At 74.2% G+C, this 24,762-nt stretch carries 21 protein-coding genes; 12 read left to right on the top strand and 9 right to left on the bottom strand.

Annotation, left to right across the window (positions count from 1 at the left end; translation table 11 throughout):
- Positions 1 to 48: 48 nt before the first annotated feature.
- Positions 49 to 447: a hypothetical protein gene (locus ACIPW5_RS19200; protein WP_401246071.1), complete on the bottom strand. Its 399-nt coding sequence runs from the start codon at positions 445 to 447 to the stop codon at positions 49 to 51.
- 123 nt (positions 448 to 570) lie between these two features.
- Between ACIPW5_RS19200 and ACIPW5_RS19195 the strand changes: the two genes are divergently transcribed.
- Positions 571 to 1,125: an EF-hand domain-containing protein gene (locus ACIPW5_RS19195; RefSeq protein WP_401246069.1), complete on the top strand. Its 555-nt coding sequence runs from the start codon at positions 571 to 573 to the stop codon at positions 1,123 to 1,125.
- Positions 1,126 to 1,148: 23 nt separating this feature from the next.
- On the opposite strand, the gene ACIPW5_RS19190 is transcribed toward ACIPW5_RS19195, so the two are convergent.
- Complete coding sequence (locus ACIPW5_RS19190; RefSeq protein WP_401246067.1) at positions 1,149 to 4,925, bottom strand: ABC transporter ATP-binding protein; 3,777 nt, start codon at positions 4,923 to 4,925, stop codon at positions 1,149 to 1,151.
- 229 nt (positions 4,926 to 5,154) lie between these two features.
- Here ACIPW5_RS19190 and ACIPW5_RS19185 point away from each other — a divergent pair, with 229 nt between their 5' ends.
- The gene (locus ACIPW5_RS19185) at positions 5,155 to 6,255 is read left to right on the top strand and encodes an alpha/beta hydrolase (protein WP_401246066.1); all 1,101 of its coding nucleotides are present in this window, start codon (positions 5,155 to 5,157) and stop codon (positions 6,253 to 6,255) included.
- A 4-nt stretch (positions 6,256 to 6,259) separates the two neighbouring features.
- On the opposite strand, the gene ACIPW5_RS19180 is transcribed toward ACIPW5_RS19185, so the two are convergent.
- The 4 genes from ACIPW5_RS19180 to speB all read right to left on the bottom strand — a co-directional run bounded on the left by ACIPW5_RS19180 (position 6,260) and on the right by speB (position 9,660).
- Positions 6,260 to 6,682: a PIN domain nuclease gene (locus tag ACIPW5_RS19180; protein ID WP_401246064.1), complete on the bottom strand. Its 423-nt coding sequence runs from the start codon at positions 6,680 to 6,682 to the stop codon at positions 6,260 to 6,262.
- Complete coding sequence (locus ACIPW5_RS19175; protein WP_401246062.1) at positions 6,679 to 6,888, bottom strand: type II toxin-antitoxin system VapB family antitoxin; 210 nt, start codon at positions 6,886 to 6,888, stop codon at positions 6,679 to 6,681. The genes ACIPW5_RS19180 and ACIPW5_RS19175 overlap by 4 nt, the downstream gene beginning before the upstream one ends.
- Before the next feature lie 64 nt (positions 6,889 to 6,952).
- On the bottom strand, positions 6,953 to 8,638 hold the full coding sequence (locus ACIPW5_RS19170) for a thiamine pyrophosphate-binding protein (RefSeq protein ID WP_401246060.1): 1,686 nt from the start codon (positions 8,636 to 8,638) through the stop codon (positions 6,953 to 6,955).
- A gap of 59 nt (positions 8,639 to 8,697) precedes the next feature.
- Positions 8,698 to 9,660 carry an agmatinase gene (gene speB, locus ACIPW5_RS19165; protein WP_007264163.1) on the bottom strand — a complete coding sequence of 321 codons (963 nt, stop codon included), beginning with the start codon at positions 9,658 to 9,660 and terminating at the stop codon, positions 8,698 to 8,700.
- 116 nt (positions 9,661 to 9,776) lie between these two features.
- On the opposite strand from speB, the gene ACIPW5_RS19160 reads away from it, so the two are divergent.
- The 7 genes from ACIPW5_RS19160 to ACIPW5_RS19130 all read left to right on the top strand — a co-directional run bounded on the left by ACIPW5_RS19160 (position 9,777) and on the right by ACIPW5_RS19130 (position 17,695).
- Positions 9,777 to 11,423, top strand: a complete 1,647-nt coding sequence (locus ACIPW5_RS19160; protein WP_401246058.1) for a helix-turn-helix domain-containing protein — start codon at positions 9,777 to 9,779, stop codon at positions 11,421 to 11,423.
- Between the two features lie 37 nt (positions 11,424 to 11,460).
- Entirely contained in the window at positions 11,461 to 12,480 is a 1,020-nt protein-coding gene (locus tag ACIPW5_RS19155; protein WP_401246056.1) for an FUSC family protein, read from the top strand.
- Between the two features lie 155 nt (positions 12,481 to 12,635).
- A complete protein-coding gene (locus ACIPW5_RS19150) occupies positions 12,636 to 14,144 on the top strand; it encodes a cytochrome ubiquinol oxidase subunit I (RefSeq protein WP_401246055.1) in 1,509 nt (502 codons plus the stop codon).
- 105 nt (positions 14,145 to 14,249) lie between these two features.
- Positions 14,250 to 15,407, top strand: coding sequence for an acyl-CoA dehydrogenase family protein (locus ACIPW5_RS19145; protein WP_401246053.1), 1,158 nt, complete (start codon positions 14,250 to 14,252; stop codon positions 15,405 to 15,407).
- Positions 15,408 to 15,413: 6 nt separating this feature from the next.
- Positions 15,414 to 16,289 (top strand): acyl-CoA thioesterase, encoded by an 876-nt coding sequence (locus ACIPW5_RS19140; protein WP_401246052.1) that lies wholly within the window; start codon positions 15,414 to 15,416, stop codon positions 16,287 to 16,289.
- A 19-nt stretch (positions 16,290 to 16,308) separates the two neighbouring features.
- Positions 16,309 to 17,283: a cation diffusion facilitator family transporter gene (locus ACIPW5_RS19135; protein ID WP_401246050.1), complete on the top strand. Its 975-nt coding sequence runs from the start codon at positions 16,309 to 16,311 to the stop codon at positions 17,281 to 17,283.
- Positions 17,284 to 17,287: 4 nt separating this feature from the next.
- Positions 17,288 to 17,695, top strand: a complete 408-nt coding sequence (locus tag ACIPW5_RS19130) for a helix-turn-helix domain-containing protein (protein WP_401246048.1) — start codon at positions 17,288 to 17,290, stop codon at positions 17,693 to 17,695.
- A gap of 15 nt (positions 17,696 to 17,710) precedes the next feature.
- Here ACIPW5_RS19130 and ACIPW5_RS19125 read toward each other — a convergent pair whose 3' ends face one another.
- The 3 genes from ACIPW5_RS19125 to ACIPW5_RS19115 form a co-directional block, all read right to left on the bottom strand.
- The gene (locus ACIPW5_RS19125; RefSeq protein ID WP_401246046.1) at positions 17,711 to 18,532 is read right to left on the bottom strand and encodes a DUF4253 domain-containing protein; all 822 of its coding nucleotides are present in this window, start codon (positions 18,530 to 18,532) and stop codon (positions 17,711 to 17,713) included.
- A 98-nt stretch (positions 18,533 to 18,630) separates the two neighbouring features.
- Positions 18,631 to 19,437, bottom strand: a complete 807-nt coding sequence (locus tag ACIPW5_RS19120) for a phosphatase (RefSeq protein ID WP_401246044.1) — start codon at positions 19,435 to 19,437, stop codon at positions 18,631 to 18,633.
- A gap of 56 nt (positions 19,438 to 19,493) precedes the next feature.
- Complete coding sequence (locus tag ACIPW5_RS19115) at positions 19,494 to 20,072, bottom strand: TetR/AcrR family transcriptional regulator (protein ID WP_401246042.1); 579 nt, start codon at positions 20,070 to 20,072, stop codon at positions 19,494 to 19,496.
- 100 nt (positions 20,073 to 20,172) lie between these two features.
- Between ACIPW5_RS19115 and ACIPW5_RS19110 the strand changes: the two genes are divergently transcribed.
- Genes ACIPW5_RS19110 through ACIPW5_RS19100 form a run of 3 tightly spaced genes read left to right on the top strand, consistent with a single transcriptional unit; the run spans position 20,173 to position 24,759 of the window.
- Positions 20,173 to 21,789, top strand: a complete 1,617-nt coding sequence (locus ACIPW5_RS19110) for a carboxyl transferase domain-containing protein (RefSeq protein ID WP_401246040.1) — start codon at positions 20,173 to 20,175, stop codon at positions 21,787 to 21,789.
- 25 nt (positions 21,790 to 21,814) lie between these two features.
- Positions 21,815 to 23,827, top strand: a complete 2,013-nt coding sequence (locus ACIPW5_RS19105) for a biotin carboxylase N-terminal domain-containing protein (protein ID WP_401246038.1) — start codon at positions 21,815 to 21,817, stop codon at positions 23,825 to 23,827.
- An 11-nt stretch (positions 23,828 to 23,838) separates the two neighbouring features.
- Positions 23,839 to 24,759, top strand: coding sequence for a hydroxymethylglutaryl-CoA lyase (locus ACIPW5_RS19100; RefSeq protein WP_401246205.1), 921 nt, complete (start codon positions 23,839 to 23,841; stop codon positions 24,757 to 24,759).
- Positions 24,760 to 24,762: the final 3 nt, after the last annotated feature.

Here is a 24,762-nt window from a genome sequence, read left to right as displayed (position 1 = left end):
CCTAGCGGGGCCAACATGCCCGTGAACAGTCCCAGTTGGGACGCGGGCTCAGCACAGGATCCAGCCAGATTCGACGGATCCGGCCGCCGCCGCGCCCCTTACATAGACACATCGGTTGACCGCACCCACGGTGACGGGGCCCGCGTACCGGGTGAATTGCCCCGCATCGCCCACCGGGACCCCACCGCGCGGCTGAACGCTCACGGCCAGGTGGCGACGCTCCCCCGGCCGCAGGGCGACGGTCATCGCGCAGACCTGGGTCCGGCTCTTGAACACCCGCACCTCGGCGCCGGGCAGCGGCATCGTCCTGACCAGCTCGCCCCCGCAGCCGCCGACCGCCGCCGACGCGGGGGGCGCCGCGAACACGCCTCCCACCGCGAGCCACAGCGCGCCCCCGAACACCCCCAGCGACACGACCCGCCCGCGCCCCTTGCGGCCCTGCCTCATCCTCTGACCCCCCGCTCGGTCGTACGTCACACGCACTCACGTACGACGCACGGTCGCCCCGGAAGGTTGCACTACCCTGGGCGATCGACCGAATGCACACCGTAGCCGTGAAAGGCAGCCGACATGACGACCGATCTGCTCGACCGCAAGCTGGAGCGCGCCTTCGCCCACCTCGACGCCGACGACAACGGCGTGATCGACGAGAAGGACATGATCGCGCTCGGGTCGCGGCTGCTGACGGCGCTGGCGGAGCCCGCCGACTCCCCCAAGGCCACCGAGGTGTTCCGCGGGCTCACCGACTTCTGGGTGGACCTCTTCAACGAACTCGGCGTCGGCCAGGACCAGAAGCTGACCCCCGCGCAGTACCGGGACGGCATGACCCGCCTGTACAAGGACGGCGGCCCGGCCTACGAGAAGTCCTTCCGGCCGATGATGAAGGCGATCCTCACCGTCGTCGACACCAACGGCGACGGGCACATCAGCCCCGAGGAGTTCCACCAGGCGCAGCTGGCCTTCGACACCCGGCTGGAGCCCTCCGACGCGGACACCCTCTTCTCGAAGATCGACAAGAACCACGACGGCTACCTGTCGGTGGACGAGCTCCTCGACGCCGTGCGCGAGTACTACACCGGTGACGACGAGGACGCCCCCGGGAACCTGCTCTTCGGCGAGCTCTGATCCCGGGGGCGCCCTGACGGCGGCTACGCGGCCTTCGCCGCCTCGTCCTCGCCGGCGAAGGTCCGCCACAGCACCGCGTACCGCCCGCCGCGGGCCAGCAGTTCCGCGTGGCTGCCGTCCTCGACCACCCGGCCCCGGTCCATGACCACGACCCGGTCGGCGCGGGCCGCCGTGGTCAGCCGGTGGGCCACCACGAGGGTGGTGCGCTTGCCGGCGAGTCGCTCGGTGGCCTGGTTGACCTGGGCCTCGGTGGCCAGGTCCAGGGCCGCGGTGGCCTCGTCGAGCAGCAGCACGTCCGGGTCGACCAGCTCGGCGCGGGCCAGCGCGATCAGCTGGCGCTGGCCCGCCGAGAGGTTGCGGCCGCGCTCGGAGACGGCGTGCAGGTAGCCGCCGTCGAGGGTGGCGATCATGTCGTGGGCGCCGACCGCGCGGGCGGCGGCCTCCACCTCGGCGTCGCTCGCCCCGGGCCGGCCGTAGGCGATGGCGTCGCGGACCGTCCCCGGGAAGAGGTACGGCTCCTGGGGGACGACCCCGAGCCGGTGGCGGTACGCCGTCAGGTCCAGCTCCCGCAGGTCGGTGCCGTCGGCGGTGACCCGGCCGGCGGTCGGGTCGTAGAACCGGGCGACCATCTTGACCAGCGTGGACTTGCCCGCCCCCGTCTCGCCGACGAAGGCGACGGTCTGCCCGGCGGGTATCCGCAGGCTGATTCCGGCCAGCGCGTCGCCCTTGCCGCCGCGCTCCTCGGCGGTGCCGTACCGGAACCGCACGCCCTCGAAGGCGATCTCGCCGCGCAGCGCGGTGACCTCGCGGGGGTCGGCCGGGCGGGGGGTCGTGGTGGGCTCGCGCAGCAGGTCCTGGATCCGGCCGAGGGAGACGGTGGCCTGCTGGTAGCCGTCGAAGACCTGGGAGAGCTGCTGGACCGGGGCGAAGAACAGGTCGATGTAGAGCAGGTACGCCACCAGCGCGCCAGTGGTGAGGGTGGCCGCCTCGACCCGGCCCGCGCCGACGATCAGCACGGCCGCCGCCGCGCCCGAGGACAGCAGCTGCACGAAGGGGAAGTAGACCGATATCAGCCACTGGCCGCGCACCCGCGCCTCGCGGTACGCGTCGCTCCGCTCGGCGAACCGGGCCCGGCCCGCGTCCTGTCGGCGGAAGGCCTGCACCAGCCGGAGGCCGGCCACGGACTCCTGGAGGTCGGCGTTGACGAGGCTGACCCGATCGCGGGCGAGCTCGTACGCGGCGACCGACCTGCGGCGGAACACGATCGTGCCGATGACCAGCACGGGCAGGGTGGCGAAGACGATCAGCGCGAGCTCGACGTCGAGGACGAGCAGGGCGACCAGGATGCCGAAGAAGGTCAGCACGGAGACCACGGCGGTGACGAGCCCGGTCTGCAGGAAGCTCGACAGGGAGTCCACGTCGGTGGTCATCCGGGTCATGATCTTGCCGGTGAGCTCGCGCTCGTAGTAGTCCAGGCCGAGGCGCTGGAGCTGCGCGAAGATCTTGACGCGGAGGGAGTAGAGCACGCGCTCGCCGGTGCGCCCGGTCATCCGGGTCTCGGCGAACTGCGCGGCCCACTGGCCGAGGACCACCACGAGGGCCAGCAGGGCCGCCGTCCACACCGCGCCCAGGGCGGCCTTCTCCACGCCCTGGTCGATGCCGTTGCGGATCAGGACGGGCAGCAGCAGCCCGGCGCCCGCGTCGGCGGCGACCAGGCCGAGGCTGACGGCGAGCGGGGCCCAGAAGCCGGCCAGCAGCCGGCGCAGGCCGTAGCTCTCCTCGGCGGACGCGGACCGGGCCTCGTCCACCGCGGGCTCGTCGTCGGCGGGCGGCAGCGCGGCCACCTGCGCCAGCAGTTCGGGGGTGGCGCCCGGCGCCGGGTCGGCCTCGGCCTCCTGCTCCTGGCGCCGCCACAGCTCCGGGGTGACCCCGTCGGCGACGCGCCGCTTGGCGTTCACCGGCTCGGAGTCGATCTCCGCCTCGAGCTCGATGTCCTTCTCCAGGTCCCGCTCGAACTCCGCCATGGACGGCGCGTCCGGGGTGCGCGGCGAGTGCGCCCCGAGCACCTCGGGGTCGGTGAGCAGCCGCCGGTACAGCGGGGAGCGGCGCTCCAGCTCCTCGTGCGTGCCGATGTCGGCGAGCCGCCCGTGCTCCATCACGGCAATCCGGTCGGCGAGCGCGAGGGTGGAGCGGCGGTGGGCGATCAGCAGGGTGGTGCGGCCGGCCATGACGGCCCGCAGCGCCTCGTGGATCTCGTGCTCGACGCGGGCGTCGACGGCCGAGGTGGCGTCGTCCAGGAGCAGCAGGCGCGGGTCGGTGAGGATGGCGCGGGCGAGCGCGACGCGCTGGCGCTGGCCGCCGGAGAGGGTCAGGCCCTGCTCGCCGACCTTGGTGTCGTAGCCGGCGGGGAGGGCCTCGATGAATCCTTCCGCCTGGGCCGCGCGGGCGGCGGCGCGGACCTCCTCCTCGGAGGCGCCGGGGCGTCCGTAGGCGATGTTGGCGCGGATGGTGTCGGAGAAGAGGAACGAGTCCTCGGGCACCAGGCCGATCGCGCCGCGCAGCGAGTCGTAGGTCAGCTCGCGCACGTCGTGGCCGCCGACGCGGACGGTGCCGTGGTCGGCGTCGTAGAAGCGCGGCAGGAGCAGGGAGACGGTGGACTTGCCGCTGCCGGAGGCGCCGACGAGGGCGACGGTCTCGCCCTCGGCGAGGGCCAGGGAGAACCCGTCGAGGACGGGGCGGCCGGGCGCGTACCCGAAGCGGACGTCCTCGAACTCGACGGTGGCGGGCGCGTCCGCGGGGAGCTCCCGCGTCCCCTCGCGGATCTCCGGCTCGGTGTCGATGAGCTCGAAGACCCGCTCCGTGCCGGCGCGGGCCTGCTGGGCGACGGTGAGGACCATGGCGAGCATGCGGACGGGGCCGACGAGCTGGGCGAGGTAGGTGGAGAAGGCGACGAAGGTGCCGAGGGTGACCTGTCCGCGGGTGGCCATCCAGCCGCCGAGGGCCAGCATGGCGACCTGGGCGAGGGCGGGGACGGCCTGGAGGGCGGGGGTGTAGCGGGAGTTCAGCCGGATGGCGCGCATCCGCCCGCCGAAGAGCCGGCGGCCGGCCTCGCGGAGCTTGCCGGTCTCCTGCTCCTCCTGCCCGAAGCCCTTGACGACGCGTACGCCGGTCACCGCTCCGTCGACGACGGAGGCGACGGCCGCGGCCTGCTGCTGGGCGTACCAGGTGGCGGGGAAGAGCTTCTTGCGGCTGCGCTTGGCGATGGCCCAGAGGGCGGGGGCCATCAGCAGCGCGACGAGGGTCAGCAGCGGGGACAGCCACAGCATGACGCCGAGGGATATCCCGAAGAGCAGGAAGTTCCCGATGGTCATGGGCAGCATGAAGAGCAGGCCCTGGATCAGCTGGAGGTCGCTCGTGGCCCGGCCGACGACCTGTCCGGTGGACAGCTCGTCCTGCCGGCGGCCGTCGAGGCGGGCGATGGTGTCGTACATGTCCGTGCGCAGGTCGTGCTGCACGTCGAGGGCGAGGCGCCCGCCGTAGTACCTGCGGATGTAGGTCAGTACGTAGACCAGCACGGCGGCGCCCACGAGCAGGCCGGCCCAGGGGGCCATGGGCTTGCTCTCGTCGCCGATGACGTCGTCGAGGATGACCCGGGTGACGAGGGGGACGAGGGCCATGACGGCCATGCCCGCCAGCGAGGACCCGAGCGCGAGGAGCACGTTGGCCTTGTACCGCCAGGTGTAGGCGGCCAGCCGCCTGCCCCAGCTCTGTTTCTCCCCAGCTTGCGCCGCCGCCGTCACGTGGGTGCCTCCCCTTCGGTCCTGTCCTGCCGCCTCCCCCAACGCCCCCACCGGCGGATTTCATCCCACTGCAACAATCGCACCGGTGTCCGGGCCGGGCCCGGGGGCCACGTCCGTCCGGGCGACCGGAACCGGGGCCGGGCAGGCAACCGATGCGCCCCGGGGGCGCTCTAGCCGGGTGCGCACCGGTTGGCGGTGCTCTGGGCACCTTGGAAGGGTTCGCCGGTTCATGGGTCTGACGAGTGGCACGCTCCTGGCGGGCGCCGTGCTGTGCACGGTGCTGGCGTTCGCGGCGACGGTGCGGCTGTGGCCGCGGCTGGCGGGCGGGGGCGCGCGGCCGGTCCTGGGGCGCCTGGGGCTGCTGCTCCTGGTCCAGGTGCTCCTGTTCTCCTCGGTCGCGCTGACGGCGAACCGCAGCTTCCTGATCTACGGCTCGTGGCAGGACCTGGCCTCCGGGGCGCCGCGCCAGGAGGCGGTGGCGGGCGGGGCGGCCGTGCAGGTGCTGGGGCGGCAGGCGCCGGACGTGCCGGGCGGTGGCGACCCGCGGTCGGGCGGGGCGATCGAGAAGGTGACCCTGCACGGGCAGCGGTCGGGGGTGGCGGCCCAGGCGTACGTGTACCTGCCGCCGGAGTACTTCCAGAAGGGCTCCGAACGGCGCCGGTTCCCGGCGGCCGTGGTCCTGACGGGCTACCCGGGCACCGCGGAGAACCTGCTGAAGGGGCTGCGGTACCCGAAGACGGCGTGGAACCTGGCCCGGCAGAAGAAGGCGCAGCCGATGATCCTGGTGATGATGCGGCCGGTGGTCGGCCCGACCAACAGCCAGTGCATCGACGTCCCGGGCGGCGGCCCGCAGAGCGAGACCTTCTTCGGCACGGACGTCCCCAAGACCGTCGCGAGCCACTACCGGGTGGGCACCGCCGCCCGGAACTGGGCGATCATCGGGGACTCGACGGGCGGCTACTGCGCCCTGAAGATGACCCTCCAGCACCCGGAGACGTACGCGGCCGGCGTCGGCCTCTCGGCGGACTACAGGCCGGAGGTCGACGCGGACTCCGGCGACCTCTTCCACGGGAACAAGGACGAGGAGCGGCGCTCCGACCTGCTGTGGCACCTGGCCAACCGCCCCCAGCCGAACGCGTCCTTCCTGGTCACCACCTCGCTCCAGGGCGAGAGCAACCTCAAGCCGACGCAGCAGTTCGTCAAGGCGGTGAAGAACCCGGCGCACGTCTCGTCGATCACCCTCGACCGCGGCGGCCACAACTTCAACACCTGGAACCGCGAGATCCCCCCGGCCCTGGAATGGACCGGGGCGCGACTGAAGGCCGAGTGATCCTCTAGGCCTCGCCCGGGCGGGCCACCCAGCGGGCGGGCTGGCCCGTCACCCGCGCGATCGCGTCGAAGTCCTTGTCGTAGTGCAGCAGGGTGAGGCCGGTGAGTTCGGCGGTCGCCGCGACGAGCAGGTCGACCGGGCCGGCGCTGCGGTGCTCGCCCCGGCCGGTGAGCAGGCGCTGCACCGCGCGGGCCCGGATGTAGACGCTCTCGGGCACGGGCGTCCAGTTGAAGAGCTCGCCCAGCAGCGCTTCCTTCTCCAGACGGTCGGGGAGCGACCTGGCCGAGAAGAGGATCTCCAGCTCGGTCACCTCGCAGATGCCGATGACCCCCTCGGCGAGGTGGTCGCGCCAGGCCTTGCGCACGTCCTCGTTGGTCAGGACCCGCACCACCGCGGAAGTGTCGATCAGATACGTGACCGGGCTCATCGACGGTAGTCGGCCTTGTCGAGGAGGACGTCGAAGTCGCCCCGGTCGCCCATCTCCACGAGCCGCTCCAGCGCTTCGAGGCGCTTGCGCCTGCGGGCGACCTCGTGGAGGGCCGCGTTGACGGTGTCCTTCTTCGACTTCGTGCCGAGTATGGCCGCCGCCTCGGCGAGGGCCTCGTCGTCGACTTCCATGTAGAGGTTGGACATATATGCCTCCTATCCCCGTTCCATATGAAGCATAGGAACGGGGACGGGGAGCACGCAACGGCGCTCAGAGGTGCGTCGGGGCGAACATCCTGAGGGTGGCCGGGAGGACGAGGACCGAGGGGCCCGGGGTCTTCAGGGCGCGGGTCAGGTCCTCGCGGAGGGTGTCCGGGGTGGTGGTGGAGGCCGGGACGCCGAAGGAGGCCGCCAGGGCGGTGAAGTCGGGGCGGGTCAGCTCGGTGGCGGTGGTGCGGCCGTCGAAGGAGGCCTCCATGTACTCGCGCAGGATGCCGTAGCCCCCGTCGTCGACGATCAGCCAGGTGACGTCCAGGTCGTGTTCCCTCGCGGTGGCCAGCTCCGCGAGGGAGTACATGGCGCCGCCGTCGCCGGAGACCGCGAGGACCGGGGTGCCGGGCTCGGCGACCGCCGCGCCCAGGGCCGCCGGGAAGGCGTAGCCGAGGCCGCCCGCGCCCTGGGCCGAGTGCATGGTGTTCGGGTGCTTCGGGTCGAACGCCGACCAGGCCCAGTAGGCCAGGATCGTCATGTCCCAGAAGGACGGGGAGCGGGGCGGGAGGGCCTGCCGGATCGCGGTCAGGAGGTCCCGTTCGAGGGTGAGGTCCTGCGGGGCGAGGCGGTCCTCGACCGCGGCGAGGAGCGCGCGGACCCGTTCGGGGGCCCCGTCGTCCTCGCGGGGTTCGACCGTCTCCAGGAGCGCCTGGAGGGCGAGGCGGGCGTCGGCGTGGATGCCGAGGGCGGGGTGGTTGGACTCCAGCTTGCCGAGGTCGGCCTCGATCTGGACGACCCGGCCGGTGGGGAAGAAGGTGTGGTAGTTCGAGGACAGCTCGCCGAGGCCGGAGCCGACGACCAGGAGGACGTCCGCGTCCTCCAGGAAGTCCGTCGTGTGGCGGTCCTCCAGCCAGGAGCGCAGCGACAGCGGGTGGGTCCAGGGGAAGGCGCCCTTGCCGCCGAAGGTGGTGACCACGGGGGCGTTCAGCCGCTCCGCGAGCTGCCGCAGCTTGCCGGCGGCGTCGGCGCGGACCACCCCGCCGCCCGCGATGATCACGGGGCGTTCGGCCTTCGAGAGCCAGTGCGCGGCCAGCGCGGTGAGCTCCGGGCGCGGGGCCAGCTCGTGCGGGGTCGCGTCCATGCCGGTGACCTCGGGGATCAGCGTCTCGGCGCGCAGTACGTCCTCGGGGATCTCCACCCAGACCGGGCCGTGCGGGGCGGTCAGCGCCGATTCCCAGGCCTCGGCGACCACGGAGGGGACCTGGGACGGGGTGCGGGCGGTGTGGACGGACTTCACCACGTCGCGGAAGGACGCCGACTGGTCCCGCAGCTCGTGCAGGTGGCCACGGCGGCCCCCGCCCAGGCCCGCCGTGGGGACCTGGGAGGAGATCGCGAGGACGGGGGCGGAGGCGGCCGCCGCCTCCGCGAGGGCGGGCAGGGACATCAGCGCCCCGGGCCCGGTGGACAGCAGGAGCGGTACCGCCTCGCCCGTGAGCCGGCCGTACGCGTCGGCGGCGAAGCCGGCGTTGTTCTCCGTGCGCAGGGTGACCAGGCGCAGGTCGGAGCGGCCGACCGCGTCGAAGAGGCCCAGCGCGTGCTGGCCCGGCAGGCCGAAGACGGTGGTGGCGCCGAGGCCGCGCAGCGTCTCCACGACCAGGTCCCCGCCCGTGCGGCCCGGCGGCGGCGCCAGGGCGGCCGCCGTCTGGGCCTCGGTGGGACGGAGTACCAGGTCGTGGTCGTGCGTCACGGGTGTGTGGTGCCCTTCGTGCTCGGCTGCCGCACCGTCTCCGCCGCCGTGCCGGGGGTTCAGCCCTGGCGGGAGGCCGCGATCTGACGGCTCATGATCGTGGTCAGCTCGTACGCGGTGTGCGAGGCCGCGACCGAGGTGATCTCCGCGTGATCGTACGCCGGGGCGACCTCGACGACGTCGGCCGAAACCAGGTTGCAGGACGACAGGCCGCGGATGATCTCCAGCAGCTCGCGGGAGGTCATGCCGCCCGCCTCCGGCGTGCCGGTGCCGGGCGCGTGGGCCGGGTCGAGCACGTCGATGTCGATGGAGATGTACAGCGGGCGGTCGCCGATGCGCTGGCGCAGCTGGTCGGCGACCTCGTCGGCGCCGCGGCGGTAGACGTCCGCCGAGGTCACGATGCCGAAGCCCATCTTGGCGTCGTCGTCGAGGTCCTGCTTGCCGTACAGCGGGCCGCGGGTGCCGACGTGGGACAGCGCCTCGGTGTCGAGGATGCCCTCCTCGACGGCGCGGCGGAACGGGGTGCCGTGGGTGTACTCGGCGCCGAAGTAGGTGTCCCAGGTGTCGAGGTGGGCGTCGAAGTGCAGCAGGGCGACGGGGCCGTGCTTCTTGGCGACCGAGCGCAGCAGGGGCAGCGCGATGGTGTGGTCGCCGCCGAGGGTCATCAGGCGGGAGCCGTTGCCGAGGAGCTCGTCGGCGGCGGCCTCGACCGTCTCGACGGCCTCGTTGATGTTGAAGGGGTTCACCGCGATGTCACCGGCGTCCGCGACCTGGGCGAGGGCGAACGGGGAGGCGTCCTGGGCCGGGTTGTACGGGCGCAGCAGGCGGGAGGCCTCGCGGATGGCGTTGCCGCCGAAGCGGGCGCCGGGGCGGTAGGAGACGCCGGAGTCGAAGGGCACGCCGACGACGGCGACGTCGGCGGAGCCGACCTCGTCGAGGCGGGGCAGGCGGGCGAAGGTCGCCGGGCCCGCGTAGCGCGGGATGCGGGAGGAGTCGACGGGGCCGCGCGGCTGCGTGCTCATGGGGGGTGCCCTTCTGGTGGTCCTGCGGGTGCGGTCCTTCGAGCGTAAGCGTGCCGCGCGGGGGTGGGGAGAGTACGTTTCATACATCTGGCAGCACTGAAATGTACGGAGCATCCATGACCGCCGACGTCCCGGTCCCCCCGAACCCCGGCAGCGGTCCGGCGGCGGCGCCCGCCGGGGAGCCGATGACCCCGTCCGTGGGGCTCGCGGGGCTGCTCGGTGAACGCGGGCTCGGGCTGCGGCACCTGGCCGGGCCGGCGGCGGCGGAGCTGCACGGGGTGCACGCCTCCGAGATGGCCGACCCGTCCCCGTACCTGCTGGGCGGCGAGCTGCTGCTGACGGCCGGCTCCGGGCTGACGGGGGCCGGGGCCGCCGCGTACGTCGGCCGGCTCGCGCGCGCCGGGGCCGCCGCGCTCGGCTTCGGAGTGACCCCGGTGCACGAGGTGGTGCCGCCCGGCCTGGCCGAGGCGTGCGAGGCGTACGGGCTCCCGCTCGTCGAGGTCCCGCCGGGGACCCCGTTCACGGCGGTCGCCCGCAGCGTCGGGCGACTGATGGCGGAGGCGCGCACGCGGGAGCTCCGCCGGGTGGCGGAGGCGCAGCAGGCCCTGGCGGCGGCCGCGGCCCGCCCGGACCCGGTCCCGGCCCTGCTGTCCCGCCTGGCGGCGATCCTGGGCGGCTGGGCGGCCCTGCTCGACGCGGACCAGGCCGGGGCCGGGTCGGCTGCCGGGGGCGGCCGGGGCGCCGCCGGGACGGCTCCCGGGACGGCGGCCGACGCGGCCGGGGGCGCCGCGGGAACCGGCCCGGCCGGAGCCGCCGCAGGCGGGCGGGGCGCCGCCGGGGTGGCCGGGGCGTCGGGGGCGGCCGGTCCCGGCCGGCCCGGCGTCGGCGCCGCCGGGGGCGCCGGGGGCGCCCGGGCCGCGCGGGGCCCCGTCGCCTCCGCCGGGGGTGCGCCTGCGGCGGAGGTGCTCGACGCGGTGGCCGCGCTGGCGCGGCGGGTGGCCCCGGGGGCCGCGGCCACCGCCACCGACGCGCTCGGCGGCACGGGCCTGGCCGCGTACGCCGTCGGCGGCGGGCGGGTGCTGGCCCTGGCCACCCCGGGGCGGACCCCCGGCGACCACACCATCGCCTCCATCGCCGCCGTACTGCTGGCCCTGGTCACCGCGGAGCGCCCCGCCGGGGACGAGGCGGCGGCCCTGACCCGGCTGCTGCTGGACGGGGATCCGGCCGCAGCCCTCGCCCCCGGGCCCTGGTACGCGGTCCACGCCCGGGGCGGCGGCGACCCGCAGGCCCTCGCCGCCGCGCTGGGCACCGTACTGCTGGACCCGGGCGGGGACGGCGTACGCCTGCTCACCGACCGCGAGCCCGCCCCCCGGCCCGGGTGGCGGCTCGGCGTCAGCGCCCCGGCCGCACCCGGCGCCCTGGCCACCGCCGCCGCACAGGCCCGCCGCGCCCTCGCCCGCGCCGAGGCGGCGCGGACCCCGCTGGCCCGGCACGCGGACCCGGGCTTCGCGGGCCTGGTCGGCGAAGCCGAGGCGCGGGCCCACGCCGAGGCCCTGCTGGCACCCCTGTCCCCCGCCCTGCGGGACACCCTGCGCGGCTGGCTGGCCCACCACGGCGGCTGGGACCGCAGCGCCGCGGCCCTCGGTGTGCACCGGAACACGGTCCGCCAGCGCGTCGCCCGCTGCGCGGAGCTCCTGGACCGGGACCTCGACGACCCGGACACCCGGATGGAGCTGTGGTTCGCCCTGCGCCGCCTCTCCTAGGCCGCGCCCTGGGGGCGCGGACCCTACGATGTGCCGCATGTCCGGCATGTCCGTACCGGCGTGGAGCCGCGCCGCCCTCGGGGAGCAGCTGGCGCCGGCCGCCCGGATGGCGGTGTGCGCGGCCCTCTCCTGGTTCGTGTGCCTGTGGCTCGGGACGAGCACGGTCCCGGTGCCCGCCGCGCTGCCCGCCGTCCTGATCCTGCGCGGGGACCTGTTCTCGGCGCCCCGGCTGGCGTGGGAGCGGCTGGTCGGCGTGGCGGTGGGGGTCGGGGTGAGCGTGCTGGTGCTGCACTGGCTGCCGCCCGGCACCGTGTCGTTCCTGGTCCTCCTGGTGGCCGGCTGCGCCGGGATGTACCTGCTGCGCCAGGGCGGCTCCCCCAACCAGCAGGTGCTGATCACCGCCCTGGTGGTCTACGCGACGCCGGTGCCCGGGTACCCGCTGGCCCGGCTGTGGGAGAGCGCGGTCGGCATCGCGGTCGTGGCGCTCCTCGCCCCGCTGCTGTGGCCGCCCGACCCGTACCGCGCGGCCGCGGACGGCCTGGAGGCCTACCGCACCGGTCTCCGCGACCGGCTCGGGCGGACCGCCGCCCTGGCCGCCGCCGGGCGTCCCACGGGGCCGACCGGCCAGGCCCCCGCGGCGGCCTTCGCGCTGTGGCACCGCCCCTACGAACTGTCCGCCGCGCTGGACCAGCGGGCGCGGCGGCTACTCCTGCTGCCGCCCCGGCGCTCCCCCGCCGCGGGCGCCGACGCCCTGCGCCCGCGGCTGCGGCTGGCCGCGCGGACCGCGCCGGCCCTGTACTTCCTCACCCGGGAGCTGGCGGCCCGGTCCGCCGGCGGGCCCGACGGGGCGGTGCGCGCGGCGGCCCCGCTCGTCGGGGCGACGGCCTCGGCGCTGGACGCGGCGCTGCGCGGCGAGGACCCTGGGCAGCTGCTGCGGGCGGCCCGCGGGCTCGAAGCGGAGCACCGGGCCGCGTACCCGGGCCGCCGGGACGCGGCGCTGCGGGCCGGGATCCACCTCACGCTGGAGGCGCTGGCCGGGTACCCGGACGCGGCCTGAGCGGCGGCGGACCTCCGACGCGTCGGCCGTCCGGCGTACATCGCGGGCCGTCGGACCGGCGCTGCCGGGCGGGGCGCGCGCGCCGGGCGAGAGTGGCCCCTGCGGACCCGGGCGCGGACCGGCCGCGGACCGGGCGCGCGACGAGGAGGATCCCGATGGACCTGGCGGTGGCCTTCGACACCCTGGCCCGGTGGCAGTTCGGCATGACGACCGTCTACCACTTCTTCTTCGTCCCGCTCACGATCTCCCTCGCGACCCTGGTCGCCGTGCTCCAGACGGCATGGGTGCGCACGGGGAAGGAGAGGTACCTCGCCGCCACGAAGTTCTGGGGGCGGCTGCTCCTGATCAACGTGGCGGTGGGCGTCGTCACCGGGATCGTGCTGGAGTTCCAGTTCGGCATGAACTGGTCCGCCTACTCGCGGTTCGTGGGGGACGTCTTCGGGGCCCCGCTGGCGTTCGAGGCGCTGATCGCCTTCTTCTTCGAGTCGACCTTCATCGGCCTGTGGATCTTCGGCTGGGACCGGCTGCCGAAGCGGATCCACCTGGCCTGCATCTGGATGGTGGCGATCGGCAGCATCCTGTCCGCGTACTTCATCCTGGCCGCCAACTCCTGGATGCAGCACCCGGTCGGCTACCGCATGAACGGGGAGCGCGGCCGGGCCGAGCTGACGGACTTCTGGCTGGTCCTGACCCAGGAGACCACGCTGGTCGTCGTCTACCACACGCTCTCCGCCGCGTTCCTGGTCGGCGGGGCCTTCATGGCCGGGATCTCCGCGCTGCACCTGCGGCGCGGGCGGCACGTGCCGGTGATGCGCTCCTCCCTGCGGCTGGGCCTGGTGACGCTGACGCTGGCCGGGGTGCTGGTGGCCTTCAGCGGGGACACCCTCGGCAAGGTGATGTTCCGGCAGCAGCCGATGAAGATGGCGGCCGCCGAGGCGCTCTGGGAGGGCCAGACGTCCGCGCCGTTCTCGGTGTTCGCCATCGGCGACGTCTCCGAGGGGCACAACCGGGTGGAGTGGTCGATCCCGGGCCTGCTGTCCTACCTCGCGGCGGGGAACTTCACCGCGTACGTGCCGGGCATCAACGACACCCAGGCCGCCGAGCAGGAGAAGTACGGTCCGGGCGACTACCGGCCCGACATCCCGGTGGCGTTCTGGGGCTTCCGCTGGATGATCGGCTTCGGCATGGCCTCGCTGGCCGTCGGCGCCGCGGGGCTCTGGCTGACCCGCCGCAGGTTCCTGCTCGCCCCGGGGCTGCGGACCGCCGCGGACGAGGTGCCGCACCTGGTCCTGACCCGCCGCCGGAGCCTGGGGTCCCGGCTGACCCGGTGGTACTGGCGCGCGGCCGTGTGGACGCTGGCCTTCCCCGTGATCGCCTGCTCCTGGGGCTGGATCTTCACCGAGATGGGCCGCCAGCCCTGGGCGGTCTACGGCGTCCTGCGGACCGCGGACGGGGTCTCCCCGAACGTGTCCCAGGGCGAGGTGATCGCCTCGATCGCCGTGTTCGCCCTGCTGTACGCCTTCCTCGCCGTGGTCGAGGTCCGGCTCATGGCGGCGTCCGTGATGGCGGGCCCGCCCGCGGTCACCCCTTCCGACCTGGCCACGCCCCGCCGGATCGGCGGCGACGACGAGGACCCCGACCGGCCGATGGCGTTCTCGTACTGACGGCCGGCCGCCCGCTCTGGACACGGACGACAACTCGCCGGTAACTTAATCTGAGCAAGCGCTTAGGCATAAGCGGCGTCGCGCCGCCACCGAGAGGAGTCGGCCGTGCGCCGTACCGTTTTCAACGAGGACCACGAGGCGTTCCGCGAGACCCTCCGCGCCTTCATCGAGGCCGAGGTCGTCCCCGTCTACGACGAGTGGTTCCAGGCCGGCCAGGCGCCGCGCGACTTCTACTACAAGCTCGGCGAGCTGGGCGTCTTCGGCATCAACGTGCCCGAGGAGTTCGGCGGCGCGGGCCTGGACACCCACAAGTTCGAGGCCGTCCTCTACGAAGAGACCTCCCGCGCGGGCGTCAACTTCGGCGGCTCCGGCGTGCACGTGCTGCTCGCCCTGCCCTACATCAAGATGCTCGCCACCGACGAGCAGAAGAAGCGTTTCCTCCCGAAGTTCGTCTCCGGTGAGGAGATGTGGGCCCTCGCCATGACCGAGCCGGGCACCGGCTCCGACGTCGCGGGCATGAAGACCACCGCCAAGCTCTCCGAGGACGGCACCCACTACGTCCTCAACGGCTCCAAGACCTTCATCACCGGCGGCGTGCACGCCGACCGCGTGATCGTCTGCGCCCGCACCTCCGCCCCCTCGGCCGAGGACCGCCGCTTCGGCATCTCCCTCTTCGCCGTGGACACCAAGTCCGAGGGCTACTCGATCGGCCGCAAGCTCGACAAGCTGGGCCTGAAGACCTCCGACACCGCCGAGCTGGCCTTCGTCGACGTCAAGGTCCCCGTCGAGGACCTGCTCGGCGAGGAGGGCAAGGGCTTCTACTACCTCGGCCACAACCTCGCCTCCGAGCGCTGGGGCATCGCCTTCGGCGCGTACGCCCAGGCCGCCGCGGCCGTCCGGTTCGCCCAGCAGTACGTCACGGACCGCACCGTCTTCGGCAAGCCCGTCGCGCACTTCCAGAACACCAAGTTCGAGCTGGCCGCCTGCCAGGCCGAGGTGGACGCGGCCCAGGCCGTCGCCGACCGCGCCCTGGAGGCCCTGGACGCCGGCGAGCTGACCCCGGCCGAGGCCGCCTCCGCGAAGCTCTTCTGCACCGAGGTCGCGCACCGCGTCATCGACCGCTGCCTCCAGCTGCACGGCGGCTACGGCTACATGAACGAGTACCCGATCGCCCGCCTGTACGCCGACAACCGCGTCAACCGCATCTACGGCGGCACCAGCGAGATCATGAAGTCGATCATCGCCAAGTCGATGGGTCTGTAAGTCCCCTTGAACGAGGCACTGGCGGACCTCCTCGATCTGCTCGACCTGGAGCAGATCGAGGAGAACATCTTCCGCGGCACGAGCCGCACCTCCCTGGTGCCGCGCGTGTTCGGCGGCCAGGTCGCGGCCCAGGCACTGGTCGCGGCCGGCCGCACGGTGCCCGCGGACCGGCCGCCGCACTCGCTCCACTCGTACTTCCTGCGCACCGGCGACTCCGGTGCGCCGATCGTGTACTCCGTGGACCGGATCCGCGACGGGCGGTCCTTCACCACCCGCCGCGTGGTCGCCGTCCAGCACGGACAGCCGATCTTCCACCTCTCCGCGTCCTTCCAGACGTACGAGGAGGGGATGGAACACCAGGCCGCGATGCCGGACGCACCGGACCCCGAGACCCTGCCGACGGCCGCCGAGGCACTGCCCGCGTACCGCGGGACCTTCCGCGACCCGGGCACCGTCGAACGGCTGCTGGAGGCGCGCGGCGCGGTGGACCTGCGGTACGCGACCACCCCGCCGTGGGGATCGGTCGGCGCACCGCTGGAGCCGCGCTCCCAGGTCTGGTTCCGCACCCAGGGCAAGCTCGCGGCCGACCCGCTGCTGCACATCTGCCTGGCCACCTACGTGTCCGACATGACCCTGCTCGACTCGGTGCTGCTCGCGCACGGCCGGGGCGGCTGGGCCGTCGGCGACGTGGTCGGCGCCTCCCTGGACCACGCCATGTGGTTCCACCGGCCCTTCCGCGCCGACGAATGGCTCCTCTACGACCAGGAGTCCCCCTCGGCGTCCGCCGGCCGGGGCCTGGGCCAGGCCCGCATCTGGACCCAGGACGGCCGCCTGGCCGTCACCGTGATCCAGGAAGGTGTCGTGCGCGTCCCGCGCGGCTGAGCCGACGTACCGTCGCCCCATGCCGGTCGAAACCGAAGGGGCGGGGTCCGAGAGCGTCGCCACGGTGGTCGTCGCCGTGGTCACCAACCTGGCCATCGCCGCCGCGAAGGCCGTCGCCGGGATCGTCAGCGGGTCCAGCGCGATGCTGTCCGAGGCCGCGCACTCGGTGGCCGACACGGTCACCGAGGTGCTGCTGCTGACCTCCCTGAAGCGCAGCGCCCGGCCCGCCGACGAGGCGCACCCGCTCGGGTACGGGCCCGAGCGCTACATCTGGGCGCTGCTCGCCTCCATCGCCACGTTCGCGGGCGGCGCGGTCTTCGCCTTCTACGACGGGATCCACACCCTGGTGCACGGGGAGGATCCGGGCGACCCGGTGTTCTCGTACGCCGTCCTCGCCGTCGCGTTCGTCCTGGAGGGGTACTCGCTGCTGGTCGCCTGGCGGCAGGTGACGGGCGAGGCGGCGCGGATGCGGGCCCCGCTGGGCCTGTACGTGAAGCACACCCCGGACACGGCGGTGAAGGCGGTCCTGCTGGAGAACGCCGCGGCGCTGGTCGGCCTCGCGCTGGCGGCGGGCGGACTGCTCGGGGCGCAGCTGACCGGGTCCGGCGTCTACGACGGGGTGGCCTCGCTGCTGATCGGGGCGCTGCTGGTGGCGGTGGCCTGGGAGCTGGGCCGCTCGAACGCGCAGTACCTGATCGGGCGGCCGCTGCCGGAGCCGATGCGGGCGGAGGTGCGCGAGGAGCTGCTGTCGGTCCTGCACATCGAAGCCGTGCTGGAGCTGACCACCCTCGTGCAGGGGCCGGACGAGGTGCTGATCGCGGCGAAGGTGGACTTCCACGACCTGGCGTCGGCCCGGCAGGTGGAGGCGGCCTGCGAGGACGCGGAGGACCAGCTGCGGGAGCGGTGGCCGGCGGTGCGCCGCGTCTACCTGGACCCGACCCCCACCCCGCCGCCCGCGGAACCTTCGGTACCGCCCGGAGCTGTGCAAGGCTGAACGGGTGAACCTGGAGGACCTCGCCCGGCTGCGCCGGGCCCGCGACCTGATGGACCGCAACTACGCGGAGCCCCTCGACGTCGCCGCGCTGGCGCAGGTCGCGCTGATGTCGGCGGGGCACTTCTCGCGCAGTTTCCGCGCCGCCTACGGGGAGACCCCGTACAGCTACCTGATGACGCGCCGGATCGAGCGGGCCAAGGCGCTGCTGCGGCGGGGCGACCAGTCGGTGACGGAGGTCTGTTTCGCGGTGGGCTGCACCTCGCTGGGGTCCTTCAGCGCGCGGTTCACGGAGCTGGTGGGCGAGAGCCCGAGCGCGTACCGGGCCCGCGACCACGAGGCGGACGCGGCCCTGCCGGCCTGCCTGTCGAAGATCCACACCCGGCCGGTCAGGAACGGCCCCCGCGCCGGCTGAGGCACCTCCCCGCCGTCAGTCCCACCAGAACGACCAGTGGGCCGCGCCGACCAGCGCCTCCGCGGCGTAGTCGCGGACCGTGCCGGAGCCCTGCCAGACGTAGTCGGGGCAGAACGCGAAGTGCTCGGCGGCCACCGGGAGGGCCTCGGCGAGCGACCGCGGCGGGGCCGCCACGGACAGGTCGAGCCGGTCGTAGCCGATGGCGAGGACCCGGGCGCCGAAGCGGTCCTCCCAGGAGCGCAGGACGGCGCTGACGCGGGCGGTGTCGGTCTCCGCGGTGAGCAGCGGGCCGGCCCAGCCGAGCACGGCGGGTACGTCGGCCCCGCGCCGGGCGGGCACGAGCGCCAGCCGGGGGCGGCCGAACCACCCCTGGGCGAGCAGCTCGCCGCCGAGCGCGGCGGCGGCCGCCGCGGGCTCCGCCGCCGGGGTGCCCGGCGGGGCGAGGCCCGGCCAGGAGCGGCCGAAGGGGGCGATGAGCTCCTCGCCCTCGGCGCCCTCCTCGGGGTCGGGGACGACCTGGGCCCAGAACTCCCGCAGCACCTGCCCGGCCCGGTGTCCGTCCGGGTCCGAGGAGTGCCGGGGGTCGAGTGTCCCGCCGTGCCACCACTCCTCCAGGTGCGGCCGGTCGTGCAGCAGTACGGGGAGCAGCCCGGCGGGGGCCGGGTACCCGGCGGCGGGCGCGTCCACCGGCCCGTCGGAGAGCCACATCAGCGGCTCGTGCCGCACCCGCCGCAACGGTCCGCGCCGCACGCCGCGGGTGATCAGCCCACCGGACGGCAGCCCGGGAAACCCGCCGGGGGCGTCGAGCACGGACAACGGGTTCGGCACATCGACCATGCCCATGACCGTACCGGCGACCACCGACCCCCCTGCCGGGACCGGAACAGGGGCCCCGGCCCTGCGGGCCGGCCTGCCCCGTTACCGCCCGGCCAGGGCTACCGCAGGCCCGCCGCCGACAAGAGGTACGCGACCATCGGGTCGTAGTAGCGCGGGTCGCGGACGTGGTCGTCCAGCGGGACGGCGACCTGGAGGGTGCCCTCCGCCTCGCCGAGGAACAGCGCCGGGTCGTTGCAGTCCGCGTACCCCACCGCGTCCAGCCCGCGCTGCGCCGCGCAGCCCGCCCAGCCGTGGTCGGCGACGACCAGGTCCGGCTGCGGGCGGCCCTCCGCCGCGAGGCCGTCGAGGATGGCGGCCATCGGGGCCGGGGAGTGGGTGTGCCACAGGGTCGCGCCGCGCTCCAGCATGGCCACGTCGGCGAACTGCCAGACCGAGCCCTCGTCGGCGACCAGGCCGGACGGGATGCGGACGATCTCGCAGCCGGCGGCGCGCAGCGCGTCGGCGGTGGCGCGGTGGACGTCGAGCAGGCCGCCCGGGTGGCCGGTGGCGAACAGCACGCTGTGCCGGTCCAGGGCGGCCTTGTGCAGCCGCGCCGCCATCCGGTCCAGGCCCGCGACGGTCAGTTCCGGGTCGATGGTGTCCTGGCCGGCCCGGTGGGCCGGGTCGTCGACGACGCCGACGCGTTCGGCCATCACGGCCAGCACGTCCTGCTCGTCGGCCCAGCGGTCGCCCAGTTCGAGGCCGAGCCAGTAGTGCCGGTCGCCGTTGGCGAGTTTGCGGTAGTGGGAGAGGTTGTTCTCGCGCGGGGTGGCCACCTGCCCCGCGATCCGCGTGCGGACCAGGTGGTCGACGAGTTCGGCGCGGCTGGGTACGGGCGTCTCTATCGGCTTCGGCATGCGGCCCATTCTGCCGCCGCCCGCCCGGAGGCGTCCGTTCCGCCAAGTGGGCCTCCAGCCGCGCCTCACCCCGACAGCGCTCCGAAGGCTCCGTGCGCCAGCCTGCGCAGCAGGGATTCGGTGGCCTCGCGGCCGGGCGCGGCCAGGTGGGGGGTGGAGTTCAGCAGGCCGAAGACGGCGTGCACGGCCACCCGGACCTCCGCCTCGCCGACCTCGGGGTGCAGCTCCCGTACGACCTCCACCCACAGCTCGACGTACTGCCGCTGGAGCTGGCGCACGAGCTTGCGGTCGGCCTCCCGCAGCCGGTCGAGCTCGCGGTCGTGCAGGGTGATCAGCGCCCGGTCGTCCAGGGCGAAGTCGATGTGGCCCTCGACCAGGGAGGCGAGGATCGCCGCGGGGTCCCCCGCCTCCTCCTCGACGCGCCGCCGGCCGCCGGTGAGCAGCCGCTCGCTGATGCCGACGAGCAGCTCGGCGAGCATGGCGTCCTTGCCGGCGAAGTGCCGGTAGAGGCCGGGGCCGCTGATGCCGACCGCCGCCCCTATCTCGTCCACGCCGACGCCGTGGAAGCCGCGCTCCGCGAAAAGACGAGCGGCCTCACTGAGGATCTGCTCGCGACGGGTCGGGGTGGCCGCTCTGGTGCTCATGGGAATCCATTCTAGACAGGGCGGTTAGCGCTCGTTAACCTAAAACCCAAACGCGTTAACGGTCATTAACACAGCATGCACGAGCAAGGGAGCTCGACCGATGCAGCAGGCACCAGTGCTGACGAGCGCCGCGGACCCGGCGTCCGAGGCCTGGCGGACCAATGAGGCCGCCCACCGCGAACTCGCCGACGGCCTGCGCGCCCGGCTCGACGCGGCCCGCCTCGGCGGCGGCGAGAAGGCCCGCGCCCGCCACACCGCGCGCGGGAAGCTGCTCCCCCGCGACCGCGTGGACGCCCTCCTCGACCCGGGCTCGCCCTTCCTGGAGCTGGCCCCGCTGGCCGCCGAGGGCATGTACGGGGGCTCCGCCCCCGCCGCCGGGGTGATCGCGGGCATCGGCCGGGTCAGCGGGCGCGAGTGCGTGATCGTCGCCAACGACGCCACCGTCAAGGGCGGCACGTACTACCCGATGACCGTGAAGAAGCACCTCCGCGCCCAGGAGGTGGCCCTGGAGAACCGTCTCCCCTGCCTCTACCTGGTCGACTCCGGCGGCGCCTTCCTCCCCATGCAGGACGAGGTCTTCCCCGACCGGGAGCACTTCGGCCGGATCTTCTACAACCAGGCCCGCATGTCCGGGGCCGGCATCCCGCAGATCGCCGCCGTCCTCGGCTCCTGCACGGCGGGCGGGGCGTACGTCCCGGCCATGAGCGACGAGGCCGTCATCGTCCGCAACCAGGGCACGATCTTCCTCGGCGGCCCGCCGCTGGTGAAGGCCGCGACCGGTGAGGTGGTCACGGCCGAGGAGCTCGGCGGCGGCGAGGTCCACTCCCGGGTCTCCGGCGTCACCGACCACCTCGCGGAGGACGACGCGCACGCGCTGCGGATCGTACGGAACATCGTGGCGACCCTGCCCGAGCGCGGGGCCCTGCCCTGGTCGGTCGAGGCCCCGGAGGAGCCGAAGGTGGACCCGTCCGGCCTGTACGGCGCGGTCCCCGTCGACTCCCGCACCCCCTACGACGCCCGCGAGATCATCGCCCGCGTCGTGGACGGCTCCCGCTTCCAGGAGTTCAAGTCCGAGTTCGGGCAGACCCTGGTCACCGGCTTCGCCCGGATCCACGGCCACCCGGTCGGCATCATCGCGAACAACGGCATCCTGTTCGCCGAGTCCGCGCAGAAGGGCGCCCACTTCATCGAGCTGTGCGACCAGCGCGGCATCCCGCTCCTCTTCCTCCAGAACATCTCCGGCTTCATGGTCGGCCGCGACTACGAGGCCGGCGGCATCGCCAAGCACGGCGCGAAGATGGTCACGGCGGTGGCCTGCGCCCGGGTCCCGAAGCTGACCGTGGTCGTCGGCGGCAGCTACGGCGCGGGCAACTACTCGATGTGCGGCCGGGCGTACTCCCCGCGCTTCCTGTGGATGTGGCCCAACGCCAAGATCTCGGTGATGGGCGGCGAGCAGGCCGCCTCGGTGCTGGCGACCGTCAAGCGGGACCAGATCGAGGGCGCGGGCCAGGAGTGGCCGGCCGAGGACGAGGAGGCCTTCAAGGCCCCGGTCCGCGCGCAGTACGAGGAGCAGGGCAACGCCTACTACGCCACCGCGCGGCTGTGGGACGACGGGGTCATCGACCCGATGGAGACCCGGCAGGTGCTGGGACTGGCCCTGACCGCGTGCGCGAACGCCCCCCTGGGCGACTCGGGCTTCGGCATCTTCCGTATGTGACGTGAGCGACGTGAGGACCTCTTCGATGTTCAGCACTGTTCTGGTCGCCAACCGCGGCGAGATCGCGGTACGCGTCATCCGCACCCTGCGGCAGCTCGGCATCCGCTCCGTCGCCGTCTTCAGCGACGCCGACGCCGACGCCCGCCACGTACGGGAGGCCGACACGGCCGTCCGGATCGGCCCGGCGGCCGCCGCCGAGAGCTACCTGTCCGTGGAGCGGCTCCTGGACGCCGCGCGGCGCACCGGCGCCGAGGCCGTCCACCCCGGCTACGGCTTCCTCGCCGAGAACGCGGCCTTCGCGGCGGCCTGCACCGAGGCCGGGCTGGCCTTCATCGGGCCGCCCGCCTCCGCCATCTCCCTGATGGGCGACAAGATCACCGCGAAGGAGACGGTCCGGGCGGCCGGCGTCCCGGTGGTCCCGGGCTCCTCCGGCAGCGGCCTGACCGACGCCGAGCTGGCCGCTGCCGCCTCGGAGATCGGCATGCCGGTACTGCTCAAGCCCTCGGCGGGCGGCGGCGGCAAGGGCATGCGGCTGGTGCGCGACGAGGCGGTGCTGGCCGAGGAGATCGCGGCCGCCCGCCGCGAGGCGAAGTCCTCCTTCGGCGACGACACCCTGCTCGTGGAGCGCTGGATCGACCGGCCCCGGCACATCGAGATCCAGGTGCTGGCCGACTCCCACGGGAACGTGGTGCACCTGGGCGAGCGCGAGTGCTCCCTCCAGCGGCGCCACCAGAAGGTCATCGAGGAGGCCCCCTCGGTCCTGCTGGACGAGAAGACCCGCGCGGCGATGGGCGCGGCGGCCGTGGAGGCGGCCCGCTCCTGCGGGTACGTCGGCGCGGGCACGGTGGAGTTCATCGTCCCGGGCGGAGACCCCTCCTCGTACTACTTCATGGAGATGAACACCCGCCTCCAGGTGGAGCACCCGGTGACCGAGCTGGTCACCGGCCTGGACCTGGTGGAGCAGCAGCTGCGGGTCGCCGCCGGCGGGGTCCTGCCCGTCACCCAGGACGGGCTCCGGCTGACCGGGCACGCGATCGAGGCCCGCGTCTGCGCGGAGGACCCGGCGCGCGGCTTCCTGCCGTCCGGCGGCACCGTACTGGCGCTGTCGGAGCCGGACGGCGGCGCGGTGCGCACCGACTCCGGGCTGACGGCGGGCGTCCCGGTGGGCTCCGCGTACGACCCGATGCTGTCGAAGGTCATCGCGTACGGCCCCGACCGTGCGGCCGCGCTCCGCGTGCTGCGCGGCGCCCTGGCCGACACGGTGATCCTGGGCGTCCAGACCAACGCCGGGTTCCTGCGCCGCCTCCTCGCCCACCCGGACGTGGTCTCCGGCGACATGGACACCGGCCTGGTGGAGCGGGACCTGCCGTCGCTCCTCCCGGAGGGCGTCCCGGCCGAGGTGTACGCGGCGGCCGCGCTGCTCGCACGTCCGGCGGAGGCGGAGCCGGCCGGCTGGGCCGACCCCTTCGACGCGGCGAACGGCTGGCGCCTGGGCGGCACCCCGGCCTGGACGGTGCACCACTTCCGCCTCCCGGGGCAGGACCCGGTGGAGGTCCGCACCCGGCAGCGGGGCGCGCAGCAGGAGCTCCTGCTGCCCGCTCCCGACGACGGCGGCCCGGCCCTGGCCCGCACCGTGACCCGCACGCCCGGCACCCTCACCCTCGAACTGGACGGGGTCACCCACCGCTTCAGCCACGCCGCCTCCCCGGACGGGGTGTGGCTCGGCCGCGACGGCGACAGCTGGCACGTCCAGACGCACGACCCCGTCACGGCGTCCCTCGGCGGCGGCGGCAGGGCGGGCGCCGACACCCTCGCCGCCCCCATGCCCGGCACCGTCACCGTCGTCAAGGTGGCCGTCGGCGACCAGGTCGCGGCGGGGCAGAGCCTGCTCGTCGTCGAGGCGATGAAGATGGAGCACGTCATCTCCGCCCCGCACGCCGGCACCGTCACCGAACTCGACGTCACCCCCGGTACCACGGTGGCCATGGACCAGGTCCTGGCCGTGGTCACCCCCGACGGAGAGGAGGGGTCCGCGTGATCGGGCTGCCCATGACCGTCCCGGCCCCCGCCGGGCTCCCGCCGCGCGTGCGCATCCACGAGGTCGGCGCGCGCGACGGACTGCAGAACGAGAAGACGGCCGTCCCCACCGAGGTGAAGGCCGAGTTCGTCCACCGCCTCGCCGCGGCCGGGCTCTCCACCATCGAGGCCACCAGCTTCGTCCACCCCAAGTGGGTCCCCCAGCTGGCGGACGCCGAGCAGCTCTTCCCCCTGCTCTCCGACGTCGGGGCGCGGCTCCCGGTCCTGGTCCCCAACGAGCGGGGCCTGGACCGGGCCCTCGCCCTGGGGGCCACCCGCATCGCGGTGTTCGGCTCGGCCACCGAGACCTTCGCCGCCCGCAACCTGAACCGCACCGTCGCCGAGTCCCTCGCCATGTTCGAGCCCGTCGTGGCCCGTGCCAAGGCGGAGCGGGCGCACGTGCGCGGGTACCTCTCGATGTGCTTCGGGGACCCCTGGGAAGGGGCCGTCCCGGTCCACCAGGTGGTCTCCGTCGCCAAGGCCCTGCTCGACCTCGGCTGCGACGAGCTGAGCCTCGGCGACACCATCGGCGTCGCCACGCCCGGCCACGTGCAGGTCCTGCTGTCCGCGCTGAACGAGGCGGGCGTCGGGACCGACCGGATCGGCGTGCACTTCCACGACACCTACGGCCAGGCGCTCTCCAACACCCTCGCCGCGCTCCAGCACGGCGTGACCACGGTCGACACCTCCGCCGGCGGCCTCGGCGGCTGCCCGTACGCGAAGAGCGCCACCGGGAACCTCGCCACCGAGGACCTGGTGTGGATGCTCGACGGCCTCGGCATCGAGACCGGGGTCGACCTGGCCGCCCTCACCGCCACGAGCGTGTGGATGGCCGAACGGCTGGGACGCCCCAGTCCCTCCCGTACCGTCCGCGCCCTCTCCCACAAGGAGTAGTCA

It is taken from the genome of Streptomyces sp. NPDC090077, from assembly GCF_044747545.1.
Classification (GTDB): domain Bacteria; phylum Actinomycetota; class Actinomycetes; order Streptomycetales; family Streptomycetaceae; genus Streptomyces.
The sequence above is the reverse complement of the archived record's forward strand: the minus strand, read 5'-3'. Positions and strand labels throughout refer to the sequence as shown.